Here is a 17431-nt window from a genome sequence, read left to right on the forward strand (position 1 = left end):
AATCTACCCGGAAATAGCGAATACATAATAGTGTTTTGGTTTCAATCCGGCTTGGGGAGGTGTTCAAAAATACTATACCAATATCTAACCGTGGCCATATTCCTCTTGGGAGCTGTGGGTGTGGCTTTGGGAGCCTTAGCCACGAACTGGGTGTTACGGCCCAAAAGACCCCAGGTCGGCGACCAGAGGGAAACTTACGAATGTGGGCTTACGACAAAAGGTCCTACATGGGTTCAGTTCAGGATCAGCTATTTTCTTTATGCCCTGATCTTTTTACTTTTTGATGTAGAGACCGTGTTCCTTTATCCTTGGGCAGTTAAATTTCAAGTTCTGGGTTTGTTCGCATTTATAGAGATGGTTATTTTTATAGCCATTCTAATCCTAGGATTGTGGTATGCTTGGAAGGAGGGGGGCTTGGAGTGGCTATAATAAGGCTTAAGCCCCAGGAGCCGGAAATTCCTCAAAATATAATTCTGGCCTCCCTGGAGAAACTTCTAAATTATTGCCGGGCCCATTCTTTTTGGCCCCTTACCTTTGGGCTGGCCTGTTGTGCCATTGAGATGATGGCTACTGGTTCGGCCCGCTATGACATCGCTCGCTTTGGATATGAGGTATTCCGGCCTTCACCACGACATGCCGATCTCATGATTGTGGCTGGAACTGTCACTAAGAAAATGGCTCCCTTGGTACGGCGGCTGTATGAACAGATGCCAGCACCCAAGTGGGTTTTGGCTATGGGTAGCTGTGCCATAAGCGGTGGGCCTTTTGTGGATTCTTACAATGTAGTTCCAGGGGTGGATACCATTGTCCCGGTAGATGTTTACGTACCAGGATGTCCACCACGGCCGGAAGCCCTACTCCACGGGCTATTAAAGCTAAGGGATAAGGTAATAAATCCTAAACTTGCGCTGGTGAAGTCGCGATGAAAGAAAGGCCTAAAGTGCTGCTGGATTTACAAGGGTTAAAAGAGCGCTTCCCAGAGGTAGAAGTCACAGAAGGTATCGATATGACTACCCTCTGGGTACCAGTAGAGCGGTTAATAGAGGTTATGCAAGTGCTAAAGGAAGATTATGGCTTAAACTTTTTAGCCGACCTTACAGGAGTAGATGTACCGGCAGAAGAGGCGATAATTTTGGTATACCATTTGATGGCCGTGCCTAGCGCTCGAGAAACTAGGGTTAAGGTGAAGCTTCCACGCGGCAACCCCCGGGCGCCCTCCTTGGTGTCCTTATGGCCAGCAGCGGAAGTCCAGGAAAGGGAGGCCTTTGATCTTCTAGGAATTATTTTTGAAGGTCACCCTAATTTAAAGCGTATCCTTTGTCCGGATGATTTTAATGGCCATCCCTTACGTAAAGATTTTACTATAGGTAATGGTTCCGGCTACCTCGAGCGTGAAGATTCTGCTGGGCCCCGGGAGGAAGGAGGGAGAGGGGATGAAGCCTAGCACCTCACTAGTTACAGAGGAAATAACCCTCAACATGGGTCCCCAGCACCCTAGTACCCATGGAGTTTACCGAGCCGTCCTTACCTTGGATGGGGAAAAGGTAGTGGAGGTGGAGAATGTTATAGGATATCTCCACCGGGGTATAGAGAAGCTAGCTGAAGACAGAACCTATACCCAGTTTATCCCCTATACTGATCGCCTCGATTACCTGGCCGCCATGTTGAACAATTTGGGTTATGTCCAGGCCGTAGAGAAACTAATGGGCATCGAGGTACCGGAACGAGCGGAGTATCTACGGATTATTATGGCGGAACTTTCTCGTATAGCCAGCCACTATGTTATGCTGGCTTCCATGGCCTTGGACCTTTCTGGCTGGACGGGATGGTTTATACCCTTCCGGGATCGCGAGCGGATTTTGGATCTTTTTGAGATGGTGTGTGGATCTCGCTTAACTTTAAGCTATATGCGTATCGGAGGGGTAGCCGCTGATATACCCCCGGAATTTATCCCCGCCTTGAAGAGCTTCTTGGCAGATCTCCCGCGAGGATTGGAAGAGTTTAATGGGCTTATTACCAATAATGAGATTTTCAAAGCTCGCTGCCAAGGGGTCGGCAAGATCGATCTAGAAACGGCCTTGGCTTATGGCATCACGGGACCCAACTTAAGGGCCTGCGGGCTACCTTTTGATCTGCGCAAAGTGAAACCCTACGGTATTTATGAGCGTTTCGATTTTGAAGTCCCTACCCGCAACAATGGAGATACCTATGATCGTTTTGTTATCCGTATCTTAGAAATAGAGCAGAGCGCTAGGATAATCGAGCAGGCTATAAGGGACTTGCCTGAAGGCCCTGTACTGGCTAAAGTTCCTAGGGTATTAAAGCCTCCTCAAGGGGAAGTTTATCACCAGATCGAGGGTGCTAAAGGAATCTTGGGCTTTTACTTGGTAAGTGATGGTTCGTCCAAACCCTATAGAGTCCATATCCATAGCCCGTCTTTTGTAAATTTAGGGGCTTTTCCTGTTATGGCTAGAGGAGGTACCATCCAGGATGCTGTGGCTACCCTAGCCTCTATAGATATAGTTTTAGGTGAAGTGGATAGGTAGGCAGGTTTTGCAGCCGGGGCAGAATAAAAGCCTTAATCTTAAAGGAGTGAGGGTATGCTAGATACTTTCCTTGCGGCTTGGGGGTTACCCCTTTGGGCTGTTAGCGTAATTAGAGGGGTTATATATCTTCTGGGAATCTTAGCCTTTGTGTTCCTTAATGCTATCTATTTAATTTATCTAGAACGGAAAGTTAGCGCTTATATGCAGCAGCGCCTCGGGCCTAACCGGGTAGGCCCTCGCGGTCTCTTCCAGTCGGTGGTAGACGCTATTAAACTTTTGGGTAAAGAAGATATAATTCCCCGAGAGGCGGATAAGTGGGTATTTCTGGTGGCACCTATAGCCATTTTTATCCCGGCTATTATGGTGTATGCTGTTATTCCCTTTGGCCCGGGAATAATCGCTGCAGATTTAAATATCGGAGTATTTTATTTCCTTGCTGTAGCTTCTACTACGACTATAGCCATACTCATGGGCGGCTGGGCGGGAAATAATAAATACTCCCTTTTGGGAGCCATGCGGACAGTGGCCCAGATGGTGAGTTATGAGATCCCTTTGGTATTTTCTATATTAGGAGTAATTATGCTAGCTGGATCCCTAAAGACCTCGGATATTGTGGCGGCGCAGAGGGAAATTTGGTTTATATTTTTGCAACCGATAGCCTTTCTCATTTACTTTATAGCCGCTACGGCGGAGGTAAACCGCGGACCTTTTGATCTGGTGGAAGGGGAGCAGGAGATCATAGCGGGTCCCTTTACTGAATTTACAGCTATGCGTTATGCCCTTTTCTATTTGTCAGAGTACACCAATCTTCTTAGCGTTTCAGCTTTAGCGGTGACCCTTTTCTTTGGGGGATGGCAAGGGCCTTGGTTACCTTCGTGGTTATGGTTTATCATCAAGGTTTATATAATGATCCTCCTTTTTATGTGGGTGCGGTGGACTTTTCCGCGTATCCGGATAGATCATCTGTTGCAGTTTAACTGGAAGTTCCTATTACCCCTTTCCCTAGCTAATATTTTAGCTACTGGTATAGGCATCAAGGTATACCAGGTTTTGGTGACAGGTGGGTGGTAGAGTTGTTTGGGCAGGGGCTCCTTAAAGGTTTAAGCATAACTTGGCGTCTTGGCTTTGGTCGAGCCATTACTGAGCAGTATCCGGAATGGCGTCCTAATCTTCCGCCACGTTCCCATGGTTCTTTTGTTTTGGAAAAGGAAAAGTGTACGGCTTGCGGAGTATGTGCCAATGCTTGCCCCAACCATGTTATTTCTGTAGAAAGCCGGCGGGTAGATAAGAAGCGTTATTTAAAGAGGTATACCATGAAGCTCGGGCAATGCCTTTTTTGCGGCCTGTGTGTGGAAAGCTGTCCTAGCGAAGCCCTTCGTTTCCGGCCTGACTTTGAGTTAGCCTGTTATAATTTTGAAGATACCATCCATGTACTGGCGGAGGAGAAGGATAACTTAGAAGGAGAAGGGGTGGGTGCGGAGCCCAAGGATGCTAAGGACGGTGGAGCATCTTAAGGTTCTTTGAAGGTAGGGAAGGAGTGAGGGGAATTGGCTGGTAACTTAACTTTACTAGCCTTTTGGGTATTGTCCGCCCTGATAGTGGCTTCGGCTTTAGCTGTAGTTTTCCTCCCCAATATTGTGCATAGCGCCCTCTATCTAGTCTTAAGCTTTATCGGGGTGGCCGGTATTTATATATTGCTGGAAGCTGAGTTCCTGGCCGCGGTGCAGGTTCTAGTTTATGTGGGTGCAGTGTCTGTATTGTTAATCTTCGGTGTGATGCTTACCCGGCGTGGAAATATTAGGCAGAGCAATCTTTTTAACGGGTTTGGTCTAGCGGCTGGGGTTGTATCTTTAGCCCTCTGTGTCCTGATAATGTTAGCTCTAGCTCGTACTCCAGCGAGCTTACCCTTTGGTACCTGGCCGAAGGACACTGTAGGAGCCTTGGCTGAAGCTTTCTTAGGATCCTTTGTGTTACCCTTTGAAGTAGCGGCCATCTTGCTACTGGTAGGGATAATAGGGGCTATCCTGGTAGCGAGAGAGGTGAAGGAGGACAAGTGATTACTTTAAATCATTATTTAACGCTAGGCGGGATTTTGTTCGTTATCGGCCTTTTTGGTGCCCTGGCCAAAAAAAATGCGGTAGCTGTGTTGATGGGGATCGAGCTTATGCTTAATGCGGTAAATATTAATCTGGTGGCTTTTAACCGTTTTTTAAATCCGGATAAGGTGGTAGGCCAGGTTTTTGCTATCTTTGTTATCGTTGTGGCGGCGGTAGAGGTAGCAGTAGGGTTGGCCATTGTTATTAACTTGTATCGCCAAAGGCTTAATACCAGTATAGATGAGGCCGATTGGCTTAAATGGTAGTAAGTTTATTGAAATGAGTGAGGCAGGTGAGAAGAGATCATGATCCAATATGCTTGGCTGGTGCCTCTCTTCCCGGCCTTAGCTTTTCCGGCGATAGTTTTTATTACCCGCAGGCTTAAGGCTTTTAGTGCCTTGGTAGGTATAGGAGCTATCGCAGCTTCCTTTGTCTTATCCCTTGGTATTTTATGGGAGACATTAACCTCTGGGGTAACTATGGAAAAACCTGTAGAGTATGCTTTAAGCTGGTTGGCCCTTCCGGGAGCTAAAGAATGGGTCCTTAAGATTGAAGCCGGGGTTTTGGTAGATCCCCTTACGGCGGTCATGCTTCTGGTGGTCACCCTGGTAGCCCTGCTAGTAGAAATTTATTCGGTGGGGTACATGCACGGTGATCCAGGCTTTAGCGTGTTCTTCGGGTATTTATCTCTTTTCAGTGCTTCCATGTTAGGTCTGGTGTTAGCCAACAATTTCTTTATGATGTTTTTCTTCTGGGAACTGGTGGGTTTATGTTCATACCTTCTTATAGGCTTTTACTTCCATAAGCCTGAGGCGGCGCGGGCTAGCCTTAAGGCCTTTGTGGTTAACAGGGTAGCTGATTTCGGGTTCATGTTGGGCTTCTTTTATCTCTTCCTCTTGTTTAGGACTTTCAATTTCCGGGAGCTGGCCGAAGCCCTTCCCCATGCTCCCCATATGGGGCTTTTAGCCCTAGCTGCTATACTAATTTTTGCTGGACCTATAGGTAAGTCGGCCCAGTTTCCCCTTCATGTGTGGCTGCCGGATGCCATGGAAGGACCTACACCGGTGAGCGCCCTGATCCACGCGGCTACCATGGTGGCAGCGGGCGTGTATCTCCTTGCTCGGGCCTTTGTGTTGTTCGCTAGCGTGCCTAAAGTTTCTTGGTTTGTTGCTTACGTGGGCGGTTTTACAGCCCTCTTTGCAGCCACCATAGCCCTGGTCCAGCGGGATATTAAGCGTATTCTAGCCTACTCCACCATGAGCCAGCTGGGTTATATGATAATGGCTATGGGTGTAGGTAGTATGACAGCCGGTATGTTTCATCTTACTACCCATGCTATTTTTAAAGCCCTACTTTTCCTGGGAGCTGGTAGTGTTATACATGCCTTACACGAACAGGATATTTTCCGTATGGGTGGGTTAGCTAAGGATATGAAGGTTACTACCGTAACCTTCCTCCTAGGAGCTCTGGCCTTGGCCGGTATCCCGCCCTTAGCTGGTTTCTGGAGCAAAGATGAGATTTTACTGGCGGCTTACTCTAATGGATATCAAGGCCTTTATATCCTGGGGACGGTAGTAGCTTTCCTGACTGCCTTTTATATGTTCCGGCTCATTTTTGTAGCCTTCTTTGGCCGGCGGCGGGCAGGTCTTCACGGACATGAATCCCCCAAATGTATGACTATACCCCTTACTATCCTGGCTGGCTTGACTATAGCGGCCGGTTTTGTCGGGGCTCCCTTTGTGCCCCATGGTTTCAGTTCCTGGGTTTACTTTGGAGAACCTCACCACCTGGAACCTAATTACTTCATTATGGCGGTCTCTACTTTAGTAGCCCTCTTGGGTATTTATCTTGCCTGGCTTATTTATGGTCGGGAGGTTATCTCCCCTGAAGCCCTGGCCCAGAGGTGGCGGAGTATCTACACGGTACTTTACAACAAGTACTATATAGACGAGGCTTACCTCTGGTTTTTCCGGCGGATAGTTTTAGGTTTGGCCGAGGCTTTCCATTGGCATGACCGCCATGTAGTGGATGGAATCTTTGACGGAGTAGGGGATACGGTACGCTGGTCGGGGCATAGGTTACGGTATCTCCAGACTGGAAGCCTCCCTGTTTATGCCCTGGTGTTCTTTGCTGCGGTAGTGGTGTTTGTTCTCTGGGTAGCAACGCCGGTGATAGGAGGGATAAGATGAGCTTCCCGCTTTTGACGGCTATACTTCTCGCTCCAGTGATAGGGATTATACTCATACTCTTTATACCCGAAAGGGAGCAGCTGACCATAAAGATCACGGCAGCAGTAGCTACCTTCGTTTCTTTGGTATTGTCCATCTATGCTTATGCAGCTTACGATCAAGTAGCCGGCGGTCTACAGTTTTTAGAGGACAGGTCTTGGATACCCGCCCTAGGCGTTAATTATTCCGTAGGAGTGGATGGGATAAGCCTTCCCATGGTTTTGCTTACCGCCCTGGTGATCTTTACAGGTGTCTTCGCTTCTTGGGATATGACCCACCGGATAAAAGAGTTTTTCCTCTTCTTGCTTATGCTGGTGACGGGAGTCTTCGGGGTTTTCATCTCCCGGGATCTCTTCTTTTTCTATCTGTTTTTTGAAGTAGCTGTAATTCCTATGTATTTGCTTATTGGCATCTGGGGCAGTACCAGAAAAGAGTATGCAGCTATGAAGTTGACGCTCTATCTTTTAGTAGGCAGTGCCTTCGCTTTAATCGGGATAATTGCCTTGTACCTTTACGCTGCCCGCCAGCTTGGATATCCTACCTTCGATATCCAGACCCTGGCCACTGTGCAATATGATATAGCCTTCCAGAAGTTTGTCTTTTTCCTCTTCCTCATAGGGTTCGGTGTATTAGTACCTATATGGCCCCTGCATCTATGGTCTCCGGATGGCCATGTAGCTGCACCTACTGCCGTGAGCATGCTGCACGCTGGGGTACTTATGAAGCTAGGTGCTTACGGTTTAATACGGGTAGGGGTCTTCTTTCTCCCGGAAGGAGCTAAGTTCTGGGCTCCTCTTATCGCTGTCCTTTGCATAGTTAATGTAGTCTACGGTGCTATGATAGCCATGGTCCAGCGGGATCTGAAGTTCGTAATCGGCTATAGCAGTGTCAGCCATATGGGATATGTCCTCTTAGGGATCGCTGCCCTTAATACTTTGAGCCTTAGCGGAGCTGTAACCCAGATGTTCGCCCACGGTATCATGACTGCCCTTTTCTTCGCCCTGGTGGGTAATATATACCATAAAGCGCACACCAGGGAGATCGCCCGCTTCGGTGGCCTAGCTCATCAGATGCCCCGGGTGGCGGCTGGATTCTTGATAGGTGGTCTGGCCTCTTTGGGATTGCCAGGATTGCATAACTTTGTGGCCGAATTCTTAATCTTCCTTGGGGCCTTCACTAGGGAGCAAGGGCTATTTGGCGGCTTTTTGACTTACCGGGCCTTAGCTATACTGGCCATTTTAGGAATAGTAATTACGGCTACCTATGTTCTCCGGGTGGTGCAGCGGACTTTCTTTGGACCCCGGAAAGAAGACTGGGATCATCTGGAGGATGCCCGGGGTGTAGAGATGGTACCTATTGTAGTATTGTGTACCACCCTTATACTTTTTGGTCTTTTCCCATCGCTTATGGGAGACCTTATCTACAGTGGTGTGGCTCCTCTGGTAGCTAAGATCGAAGCTGCCAGAACCATAGGGGGGATCTTCTGATGGCTATATGGGAACTTTTAAGTGTGGAGCTTTTGACGGCGTCCTTAGGGCTAGGGCTCTTGGGTTTGGGACTATTGGTGCCTAAAGGGCAGAAACGGGGATTAGGGTATCTGGCTACGCTGGGGTTATTGGGTATCGCTGTTTTAACCTTTCTCTTGCGGGAAGCCAAGGGTGTGGTCTGGGAAGGATATATCATCGATCCCTTGGGAACTTATTTTAAGCTATTGTTTCTATTTGCCGCAGTGCTGACTTGTATTTCTTCCTTTGAATATATTGGCCGGCTGGGACATGGGGAAGGGGAATACTATGCTCTGATTGTACTTTCCACACTGGGTATGATGATTTTGGCCTCTGCCGGTGAGCTTATTACCCTGTATCTAGGGCTGGAACTGATGACCATAAGCCTTTGTATTTTGGCGTGTTACCGCAGAGGGGATATGAAATCGGCCGAAGCGGGTATTAAGTATATAATCTTAGGAGCCCTTTCTTCGGCTATTTTACTGTACGGGTTAAGTTTACTCTACGGAAGCACGGGAAGCACTTTCATTAAGGAAATCGGTTTGGTGGTAGCTAGCGGTGGTGTTACACCCCTTATGGTGGTGGGGATAATCTTTGTGCTGGGTGGCTTGGCCTTTAAAATCTCCGCCGTCCCCTTCCATATGTGGGCTCCGGACGTGTATGAAGGCGCGCCTACACCGGTTACTGCCTTTCTTTCTGTGGCTTCCAAGGCCGCAGGTTTTGCAGCCTTCTTAAGGGTTTTCTTTGTAGGCCTCTCCGAAAGCCATCCCCTTTGGGCTGAGCTGATAATAGCTTTAACTGTCTTAAGCGTGGTGGCCGGGAATCTGGTAGCTATCCCGCAAAAGAACATTAAAAGGCTTTTGGCTTACTCTAGTATTTCCCAGGCAGGTTACCTTTTATTAGGTATAGTCGCTTTTTCTGCCCTGGGCGTAGGAGCGATCCTGTACCATTCTATGTTATATGTTTTCGCCAACATGGGTGCTTTTATGGTAGCTACCATTTTTTATAATACCGATGGGAGCGATGAGATCCGGGATTATGCGGGGCTCGCTCGCCGTTCTCCCCTTTTGGCAGCGGTTATGCTTTTTTCCCTTCTCTCCCTAGCTGGAATACCCCCTTTGGCCGGGTTTGTTAGCAAGTTTTATTTGTTCATGGCCGTTATTGATCGGGGGTACATTTGGCTGGCTATTTTAGCTGTGCTCATGAGCATGGTTTCGGTATATTACTATCTCCAGGTAGTTAAAGTCATGTATTTGGGCGATCCCCCGCCAGGGAAGCCCGCTATTACAGTACCTTTAGGGGTACAGGTAGCCCTGGCTTGTTCCCTGGCCGTGCTGTTCTTTTTCGGCCTATACCCCACCCCTCTTACTAATTACGCCTTTAATACTGCTGCGGCCTTCTTCACCCCTTAAAGAGGGGCTAGAAATAAGGGGGTATTCCTTTTGAACTGTGGGAGGCGGCAAAAGGGCTGGCAGGGAGAGGAAGTAGCAGCTACTTTCTTGAAAGAGCAGGGATATCATTTGCGGGAGCGGAATTTCCGCTGCCCCTTGGGTGAGATAGATATTGTGGCGGAGGAAGGCGGGGAAATAGTATTTATAGAAGTCCGGACGCGCTCTTCCTCCGCCTTTGGACTTCCCCAAGAATCCATAGACTTTCGCAAACAGAACCGTTTGCGACGTTTGGCTAGTTTCTATTTGAAGCAAAGGAAGCTACATGGTCAACCCTGCCGGTTCGATGTAGTAGCAGTATTGTTGAATGGGCAAGGCAGGGTGGCGAGGATAGAATTGATACGGGGAGCTTTTTAAAGAAGGTAGTAACTCCAAAGGTTTTACCGCTTAAGGAGAATATCATTATCGCGGTCCTGGAGGAAAATACCAGTATATTCACGCTTACTGGCTCGCTTGTAAATTTTTTCTCCTTCTTCCCGGCAGCGCTGGCAGGCACCACGGGGCAGAAATACAGCTAGGATATGTTCTCCTCGATCAGAATAGGATTCTATCCAGGTCAGGCCAGCACACTCCTCACATACTAAGGTGGTTTCCTTTTGGAGTTCTAGCAAGCCCACTGTATCGTAGTATACGCGACGCTGACGGGTGATTTCCTTTTTCCCTTGTATTATCTTGGCCCGTATCTCCTCCCTGTGCCGCCAGGCCGTATAGGCCTCTTGACAAAGGCGGGCAATATACTCGCTAATTTCCTTGGACTGGGAAACACGGGCAAGGCTATAATCCGGTTCGCGTACATAAGAATAATCCAACCCCGCCAAAGCCAGGATTATCCCTACATTAACGTAAGGCAAGGCACCTTCGATGGAGTAGCCACCTTCTAGTACAGCGATATCTGGGTTTAAGAGTTCGTTAAGCCGTGCGTAACCCTGGGCCGAAAAACGCATATTCGTAATGGGATCGCTATAGTGGTTATCTTGCCCGGCCGAATTAATGACTAGGTCGGGTTTGAATTCCGCTAGGACGGGGAGGACTAGATTCTCCATAACGTAAAGGAATCCCTCTTCCCCCGTCTCCGGCGGTAGCGGAACATTTAAAGTATACCCGCAAGCGTTAGGCCCACCGAATTCACTCAGGAAACCTGTACCAGGGTAGAGGGTACGTCCGTCCTGGTGAAGGGAGATAAATAGGGTATCCTTGTCATGCCAGTAAATGTCTTGAGTTCCGTCACCATGGTGGCAGTCGGTGTCTACTATAGCTATACGTTTAGGACCGTACCGGCGGCGGATGTATTCTATCATGATGGCTTCATTGTTGATGTTGCAAAAACCCCGGTTAGCGTAGACAATGCGCTGGGCGTGGTGACCGGGTGGCCTAATTATAGCGAAGGCCCGTTCTACTTCCCCTTGCAGGACAGCCTCGGCAGCAGTTATGGCACCACCTGCCGCGATAAGGTCAGATTCTGTAACGCGGCTTTCTACATCCGGTACGCAAACATGTACGCGTTCCACATCCCGGGTGCTAGCTACCTGAGGACGGTATTCTACGATCCCTTCGATATCCAATAACCCTTCTTCCCATATTTGATCTTGAGTGTAAAGTAAGCGCTCCTCGCGTTCCGGGTGGGTGGGGGAAATGGCCCAATCGTAGGCCGGGAAAAATACCAGGCCCACACGGCGGGAAGCTTTAAGCATGGAATAATTCCTCCTTGAGGTTTGTTTCCACTAGACCTGCGGGAGATGGCCTATTTTGAACCTTCAGGCGTATGTTTTTACCTGCGGTATAAAAGCCCCTCACCACATTGAACACTTGCTCTTCGATTACCTCAAGCTCAAGGTTTGTTTCAGGGTATCCTAATTCCTTAAGCCGCTTTTTAAGAAGTTCGAAGGCTCGGTTTCTAGCGTCCTCCAGGGTAAAGCGGGGAGAGATTTTTTCCTCCCATCCTACTTCGGGAATAAAAAGTCTACCTTGCTCGGTATCTGCAAAAAGGGTTAAGCTAGCTGTAGGTCGGCTTATGGCGGCACCTATGGCATTAGCTACTCCGGCAAGCTCAGGGACCTCTACCGGGAGTCTTAAGGCTTGAGCTAAAAAAGGTTTTAAGATAGGTGCAGGTGTTCCAACAACCAAGGCTTTGGTAGGTTGGAATTTTCGTCCCCTTAGGATTTCCCTTACAGTATATACTGGTCTTTGGTTAAGCTGGTGAACAAGTCTGGTTACTACTTGGGCTATTCGCCTGGTGAATTCTTTTAGGATAGCTTCTGCTGTAGCTTGTAAGGATAGGTTTAGAGCCTTAGCTATATTTTGTAAGGCCTGTAAGGCTAGTTTAAGGTCCCCTAAACTTAGAAGGCCTAATACCACTAAAGCATCGGTAGGTGTAGGAGCTGGCCCACCTAAACAAGCTGGAGGACCCAAACGCTGGGGACCTATAGATAAAAAGCCATCCGCTACCCGAATTTGGCTATCGCCCCCCAACCCTATAGGGTAAGCCCAGAGGGAGCGGACCAGGGTGGGGTAAGGGCCTATATAAATTCCCTGAGGTTCAAATAGAGGTATACCTTCCGCGCAAAAAGCCACATCCGTAGTAGTACCACCTATATCTAGGATTACTGCGTCCTCCTTAGTGGGTAGCAGAGCTAGAGCCCCCATTATACTGGCGGCCGGGCCCGAAAGGATAGTTTCTACGGGAGCACTTTTAGCAGCAGAAAGGGTCAGGGTGCCCCCATCTGCTTTAAGGATAAAGGGTTCTCTATTTACACTTTTTTCGGCCAAGTGGGCTTGGACAGCCTCAGCAAAGCGATGAAACACCCGCCAGACAGCGCTATTTAAATAGGCTGTATAAACCCGCCGGGGGAAGCCCAACCGTCCAGACAAACGATGACCTAGGGTAATAAAATCATAATCTCCTTCCAAGAAGCTGGCTATTTGTACCTCGTGGGTGGGGTTACGGTTAGAGAATTTGCCTACTATGGCCAGGGAACGTAAGCCCCGGGCCCGGAGCTTCCGTTTAGCTAAAGCCAGTTCTTCCTCCCTTAAGGGTGAAGTTTCCCGCCCGCGGTGATCGATACTCCCCTGGAGGATAAAATTAAGTTGCCCACACTGTAAAAAAGAGGGATTAAGACCTGGTCCAGGTATCAGCAGCAACCCTACAGGTTCTGTTTTACCTTCTACAATAGCATTGGTACACACTGTAGTACTTAAGTTTACCCGTTCTATTTGAGCAGGATTTATACCTTTTAATATTTCTTCCAGGGCTTCCTGCACGGAGGCTAAGAAGTTAAAAGGGTGGGTGGGTCGTTTAACGTACCGGACCACGCGACCTTTAGATATGAGCACGGCATCGGTATGGGTACCGCCCATGTCTAGGCCTATGTACATAAGTTTCTTCCTCCCGCTTTATTGTACTTCTAGGAAGAGGGACTGGCAAGGGTTGGGACATAGGCGTAGCCCTAAGCTAGCCACGCTAGGGCTAGGCAGGGGGGACAGGATCACGTATAATAGGAAGGGCAACCAACTTTTTAACTGGAGGTGGCTTGCTTTTGCGGCATACGGTAACTTTAATTCCTGGAGATGGAACGGGGCCGGAGGTGATCGCTGCTGCCCGCCGGGTATTGGAGGCTAGCGGGGCCGAATTAGAATGGGAAGTAGTAGAGGCAGGGGAAACGGCCCTTAAGAAATACGGGGAGGTTCTCCCCTCAGAAGTACTTGATTCTATACGGCGTAATAAAGTAGCCCTTAAAGGTCCTATCACTACCCCGGTGGGTACCGGTTTCCGCAGTGTAAATGTAGCCTTACGCCAGGAGCTAGATCTCTACGCTAATGTCCGGCCTTTCCGGAACTGGCCCAATGTCCCTTCGCGGTACCAAGGGGTAGATTTGGTAATCTTCCGGGAAAACACAGAAGATCTCTATGCGGGGATAGAGCATATGGTAGGTGAGGATGCTGCAGAGAGTATAAAAATTATAACTCGCAAAGGTTCTCAAAGGATAGCCAGGGCTGCCTTTGAGTACGCACGGAAAAACGGGCGCCGCCGAGTAACGGCTGGCCATAAGGCTAATATAATGAAACTCACGGACGGACTTTTCTTGCGTTGTTTTTATGAGGTAGCCCAAGAATATCCCGAAATAGAGGCTGACGATCGCATTATTGATAACTTGGCTTTACAGCTGGTACAGAAGCCGGAGCAATATGATGTATTGGTGCTTCCCAACCTTTACGGTGATATCCTTTCTGATCTCTGCGCTGGCCTTGTAGGGGGCCTGGGGATAGCCCCAGGTGCTAACCTAGGAGAAACAGCGGCTGTTTTTGAGCCTATACATGGAAGCGCGCCTAAATATGCGGGGCAGAACAAGGTTAATCCTTTGGCCACTATTTTATCTGGGGTAATGATGTTGGAATATCTGGGGGAAAGGGAAGCGGCAGAGCGCGTACGCCAGGCTATTATTCAAGTTTTACAGGAAGGTCAATATCTGACCTATGATCTGGGTGGTAGTGCAGGAACCCAGGAGATGGCAGATGCTATTGTAAGTCGTCTGGTTTCTATGTAAAGGGAGGAGATAAAGTAAACTGGAAGGGCGAGGGAGGAAATGGCGCTTTACGCTCTTGGAGACCTCCATCTGGGAAGGGATATGTCTATTTTCGGCCCAGAATGGCAAAACCACGAGCAAAGGATTGTAGAAGAATGGAAGGAACAAGTTAGGCCTGAAGATACTGTATACTTACTGGGCGATCTTAGCTGGGCTATGAGGCTTGAGGAAGCCCTCCCGCACTTAAAATTAATAAAAAGCCTGCCTGGCCGAAAAAGGCTTCTTAAAGGCAATCACGATTATTGGTGGCAGACAGAAAAAAAGATGCGGGCTGCTATTCTGGATGAGGACTTCTCTCTGCTCAAACCGGAAGTGGTAGAAGGTGTGGCCATTTGCGGTACTCGGGGCTGGTTAGTACCGGAACACCCGCTTTTTAATCCCGAAACCGATGAAAGGGTTTACCGCCGGGAACTCATAAGGCTAGAACGCGCCCTAACAGATCTGCTTAGTGTTCGCCAGGACGGGGAACCTATTGTGGTTATGTTTCATTTTCCGCCCGCCCTTCCAGGGGTTTTTACCGGCTTTATCGAGCTTATGCTTAAGTACGGTGTAAGCCGATGTTATTATGCCCATCTTCACGGTCCGGACCGGTGGAAGGCCCTGGAAGGTCTCCACTGGGGGATTGAATTCCATTTAGTGTCTGGCGATCACGTCGCTTTTCGACCAGTGCCTATTTACACCCAAGCCCTTCCTTCTTAAGTATAAGCGGTTTAGAAACTTTTTAGCTAATCTTACAGAGGTCCCTCGAGGGAGGGACCCCCTTTTTAGCTAGGCCGATCAAAATAGATGTTTTTCCCCGTGGCTGAGAGGGGAACCCCGATTACTACTTCGGCATCGATGAACTTTAAGCGCCGGGCCAGTACACCAATACGGTACATGATACGGTTATCTACGTTTAATATGCTGGCTGTTTTAACAGCAGAACCTATAGCTATTCCTAAGTCAAGGAGACGCCAGACACATAAGGGGCCTGCAAACTCGGGCCCTTCCTGAACTTCACCCAGTTCGGCGCAGCGCGGCGCACCACAAGCACCACAATCTAGTCCGGTCTTTTGAGGATTTTTTAGGCCTATAAGAAGGACAGCTGCAGAGCGGCGCACGTTTTCGCCATCCCGGTCAAAATTTTTACGGCCTGTTTGGCGGCCGTATTCCACCATGGCATCGGCTAATTTGTTTAGCTGTTCACCTTCCAATATTTCTAGCACTACGAAATCTTTTCCCGCAGCTTTGGGAGCTGTACGAGCAGCCAAAGCCATAAGTTCAGCTGCTGTACGTAAAATATTGGACATGGCACCAACCTCCTTCTTGAGTATTCTACATTCGACAGGGATTTATCAGAATCCTGTTGGCGAGCATTATCATTCTGGTACAATTATCCTACAAACATGCAAGGGAATCCAGTTTAAAGAGGAAAGGTGATTAAAGGAGCCAGAATAAAATGAGCGTTTTCCTTACTTTCTATGATGGAGTAGACAATATAGGGGGCAATAAAATTCTTCTAGAAGATAATGGTACAGCTTTACTACTTGATTTTGGGACGAACTTTAAGGTCGAGGGCATGTTCTTCGACGAGTACCTTACTCCGCGCATCATTTTCGGTTTTGCTGACCTTCTGGCCCTAGGGATTCTACCACCCTTACAGGGAGGATACCGGCTGGATTTAGAGTATCCTGGTATCTGGGAAAAATATAGTTCCCATCCTTCCTATAGGAAGATAGAGATTCAAGGGGTACTTCTTTCCCATGCCCATTGGGATCACTGTGGGTATCTTTCTTACTTGCGGGCAGATATTCCTGTCTACACCAGTTTGGCTACAAGTTTAATCTTGAAGGCCCTTCAGGATACAAGTAGTAGTAGGTTGCAAGAAGTATGTTATATTACTCCTCGCGAGCTTAAGGATGGGCTTCTCCGGACGACTGATTACCGTCGGGTCCCAGGGGAACAAAGGCCTTTTGTGGTTTGGGGGAGACAGGGGTTACCGGATGCTGCCCAAGCTTTCTGGACACGGTGCGAGGGTTCTCGGAAGTTGGTTAGCCGCCCTTTAGTCGGTTGGAAGGAGCAAATTGAAGGAGGGGGGATCGGGATACGCTTCTGGCCTATGGACCACTCTATACCAGGGGCAGGGGCCTTTGGCCTTAAAACTTCCGTTGGTTGGATTCTTTATACTGGAGACTTCCGTTTGCACGGCAAGCAGGGAGAATTAAGCCGTAAGTTTATACACGAAGCAGCAAGTTTAAGGCCGGTGGTGTTGATCTGCGAAGGGACCCATCCTGGAACCCAAAGACCAGTAACGGAAGAAGAGGTATTAGATAATTGCCGGAAAGTAATACCTCGGACTTCTACCTTAGTGGTAGCTGACTTCGGGCCCCGCAATATAGAAAGGCTTCTCTCTTTTTTAAAAATAGCTAGGGAGAAGGGGAGACAACTGGTTCTTACCCCTAAGGATATACATCTTTTGGAGGCCCTCTATGTTAGTGGAGAACCAGGTATACCCGATCCTTACAGTGAAAGCAATATTGTACTATATACCCGGCCTAAGGCCCAGCGCGCGAGATGGGAAGAAAACCTGCTTGAGCGCTTTCGAAAGAAGGCGCCAGAACGCATAGTAGAGGCGAAGGATATTCGGCGCGATCCCGGAAGCTATATACTTTGTTTTTCTTATTATGATTTTCATGCCTTACTAGATTTGGAAGTACGAGGAGGTATTTACATTTATTCTTCCAGTGAGGCCTTTGATGAAGAGATGCTCCTCGATCAAGAGCGGGTGAAGAACTGGATCGATTTTTTTGGTTTTGAGTTATATGGGACTCTGGGTCGGGAACGGGAAAAGTCAGGTTTTCACGCCAGCGGCCACGTCCATGGACCAGGACTAGAAGAGATGGTGGAAACGATCCGGCCCGAGATACTGATCCCGGTCCATACAGAGGATAAAGAGTTCTTCCAGAGATTTGAAGGCCTATGCCGGATCGTTTTTCCAAGTAAAGGTCAAACTTTAGCTGTAGGCTAAGATTAATGTTTAAGATAAAAA

18 protein-coding genes are annotated in these 17431 nt (G+C 48.4%); 15 read left to right on the top strand and 3 right to left on the bottom strand.

Annotated elements, in window-relative coordinates; genetic code table 11:
- The first annotated feature begins 69 nt into the window (after positions 1-69).
- From B9A14_RS06180 to B9A14_RS06235, 12 genes are read left to right on the top strand one after another with little or no spacing between them, the layout of a single operon-like run.
- Positions 70-429: an NADH-quinone oxidoreductase subunit A gene (locus B9A14_RS06180; protein ID WP_084667063.1), complete on the top strand. Its 360-nt coding sequence runs from the start codon at positions 70-72 to the stop codon at positions 427-429.
- Complete coding sequence (locus B9A14_RS06185) at positions 426-926, top strand: NADH-quinone oxidoreductase subunit B (protein ID WP_422938468.1); 501 nt, start codon at positions 426-428, stop codon at positions 924-926. The genes B9A14_RS06180 and B9A14_RS06185 overlap by 4 nt, the downstream gene beginning before the upstream one ends.
- Positions 923-1444, top strand: coding sequence for an NADH-quinone oxidoreductase subunit C (locus B9A14_RS06190; RefSeq protein ID WP_231967952.1), 522 nt, complete (start codon positions 923-925; stop codon positions 1442-1444). Before B9A14_RS06185 ends, B9A14_RS06190 begins: the two co-directional genes overlap by 4 nt.
- Entirely contained in the window at positions 1434-2546 is a 1113-nt protein-coding gene (locus tag B9A14_RS06195; RefSeq protein WP_084664814.1) for an NADH-quinone oxidoreductase subunit D, read from the top strand. Before B9A14_RS06190 ends, B9A14_RS06195 begins: the two co-directional genes overlap by 11 nt.
- A gap of 54 nt (positions 2547-2600) precedes the next feature.
- Positions 2601-3617, top strand: coding sequence for an NADH-quinone oxidoreductase subunit NuoH (gene nuoH, locus B9A14_RS06200; protein WP_084664816.1), 1017 nt, complete (start codon positions 2601-2603; stop codon positions 3615-3617).
- The gene (locus B9A14_RS06205) at positions 3611-4060 is read left to right on the top strand and encodes a NuoI/complex I 23 kDa subunit family protein (RefSeq protein ID WP_231967953.1); all 450 of its coding nucleotides are present in this window, start codon (positions 3611-3613) and stop codon (positions 4058-4060) included. Before nuoH ends, B9A14_RS06205 begins: the two co-directional genes overlap by 7 nt.
- A gap of 33 nt (positions 4061-4093) precedes the next feature.
- Entirely contained in the window at positions 4094-4603 is a 510-nt protein-coding gene (locus tag B9A14_RS06210; protein ID WP_084664820.1) for an NADH-quinone oxidoreductase subunit J family protein, read from the top strand.
- Positions 4600-4908, top strand: coding sequence for an NADH-quinone oxidoreductase subunit NuoK (gene nuoK / locus B9A14_RS06215; RefSeq protein WP_084664822.1), 309 nt, complete (start codon positions 4600-4602; stop codon positions 4906-4908). Before B9A14_RS06210 ends, nuoK begins: the two co-directional genes overlap by 4 nt.
- Positions 4909-4947: 39 nt before the next feature.
- Positions 4948-6831, top strand: a complete 1884-nt coding sequence (nuoL, locus tag B9A14_RS06220; RefSeq protein WP_084664824.1) for an NADH-quinone oxidoreductase subunit L — start codon at positions 4948-4950, stop codon at positions 6829-6831.
- Positions 6828-8357: a complex I subunit 4 family protein gene (locus B9A14_RS06225; RefSeq protein ID WP_084664826.1), complete on the top strand. Its 1530-nt coding sequence runs from the start codon at positions 6828-6830 to the stop codon at positions 8355-8357. Before nuoL ends, B9A14_RS06225 begins: the two co-directional genes overlap by 4 nt.
- A complete protein-coding gene (locus B9A14_RS06230; protein WP_084664828.1) occupies positions 8357-9787 on the top strand; it encodes an NADH-quinone oxidoreductase subunit N in 1431 nt (476 codons plus the stop codon). Before B9A14_RS06225 ends, B9A14_RS06230 begins: the two co-directional genes overlap by 1 nt.
- Before the next feature lie 30 nt (positions 9788-9817).
- Positions 9818-10180 (top strand): YraN family protein, encoded by a 363-nt coding sequence (locus B9A14_RS06235; RefSeq protein WP_084664830.1) that lies wholly within the window; start codon positions 9818-9820, stop codon positions 10178-10180.
- Between the two features lie 23 nt (positions 10181-10203).
- Here B9A14_RS06235 and B9A14_RS06240 read toward each other — a convergent pair whose 3' ends face one another.
- Positions 10204-11514 (bottom strand): histone deacetylase family protein, encoded by a 1311-nt coding sequence (locus B9A14_RS06240; protein ID WP_084664832.1) that lies wholly within the window; start codon positions 11512-11514, stop codon positions 10204-10206.
- Positions 11507-13195 carry a hydantoinase/oxoprolinase family protein gene (locus B9A14_RS06245; RefSeq protein WP_084664834.1) on the bottom strand — a complete coding sequence of 563 codons (1689 nt, stop codon included), beginning with the start codon at positions 13193-13195 and terminating at the stop codon, positions 11507-11509. The genes B9A14_RS06240 and B9A14_RS06245 overlap by 8 nt, the downstream gene beginning before the upstream one ends.
- A 161-nt stretch (positions 13196-13356) precedes the next feature.
- Between B9A14_RS06245 and B9A14_RS06250 the strand changes: the two genes are divergently transcribed.
- Positions 13357-14364: an isocitrate/isopropylmalate dehydrogenase family protein gene (locus tag B9A14_RS06250; protein ID WP_084664836.1), complete on the top strand. Its 1008-nt coding sequence runs from the start codon at positions 13357-13359 to the stop codon at positions 14362-14364.
- A 39-nt stretch (positions 14365-14403) separates the two neighbouring features.
- Positions 14404-15102 (top strand): metallophosphoesterase, encoded by a 699-nt coding sequence (locus tag B9A14_RS06255; protein ID WP_084664838.1) that lies wholly within the window; start codon positions 14404-14406, stop codon positions 15100-15102.
- 65 nt (positions 15103-15167) lie between these two features.
- Here the strand turns inward: B9A14_RS06255 and B9A14_RS06260 are convergent, their stop codons facing one another.
- Positions 15168-15692, bottom strand: coding sequence for a ferredoxin domain-containing protein (locus B9A14_RS06260; RefSeq protein WP_084664840.1), 525 nt, complete (start codon positions 15690-15692; stop codon positions 15168-15170).
- Positions 15693-15841: 149 nt separating this feature from the next.
- Here B9A14_RS06260 and B9A14_RS06265 point away from each other — a divergent pair, with 149 nt between their 5' ends.
- Positions 15842-17410, top strand: coding sequence for an INTS9 family MBL fold metallo-hydrolase (locus B9A14_RS06265; RefSeq protein ID WP_084664842.1), 1569 nt, complete (start codon positions 15842-15844; stop codon positions 17408-17410).
- Positions 17411-17431 lie beyond the last annotated feature (21 nt).

This window comes from Thermanaeromonas toyohensis ToBE (genome assembly GCF_900176005.1).
Classification (GTDB): domain Bacteria; phylum Bacillota; class DSM-521; order Neomoorellales; family Neomoorellaceae; genus Thermanaeromonas; species Thermanaeromonas toyohensis.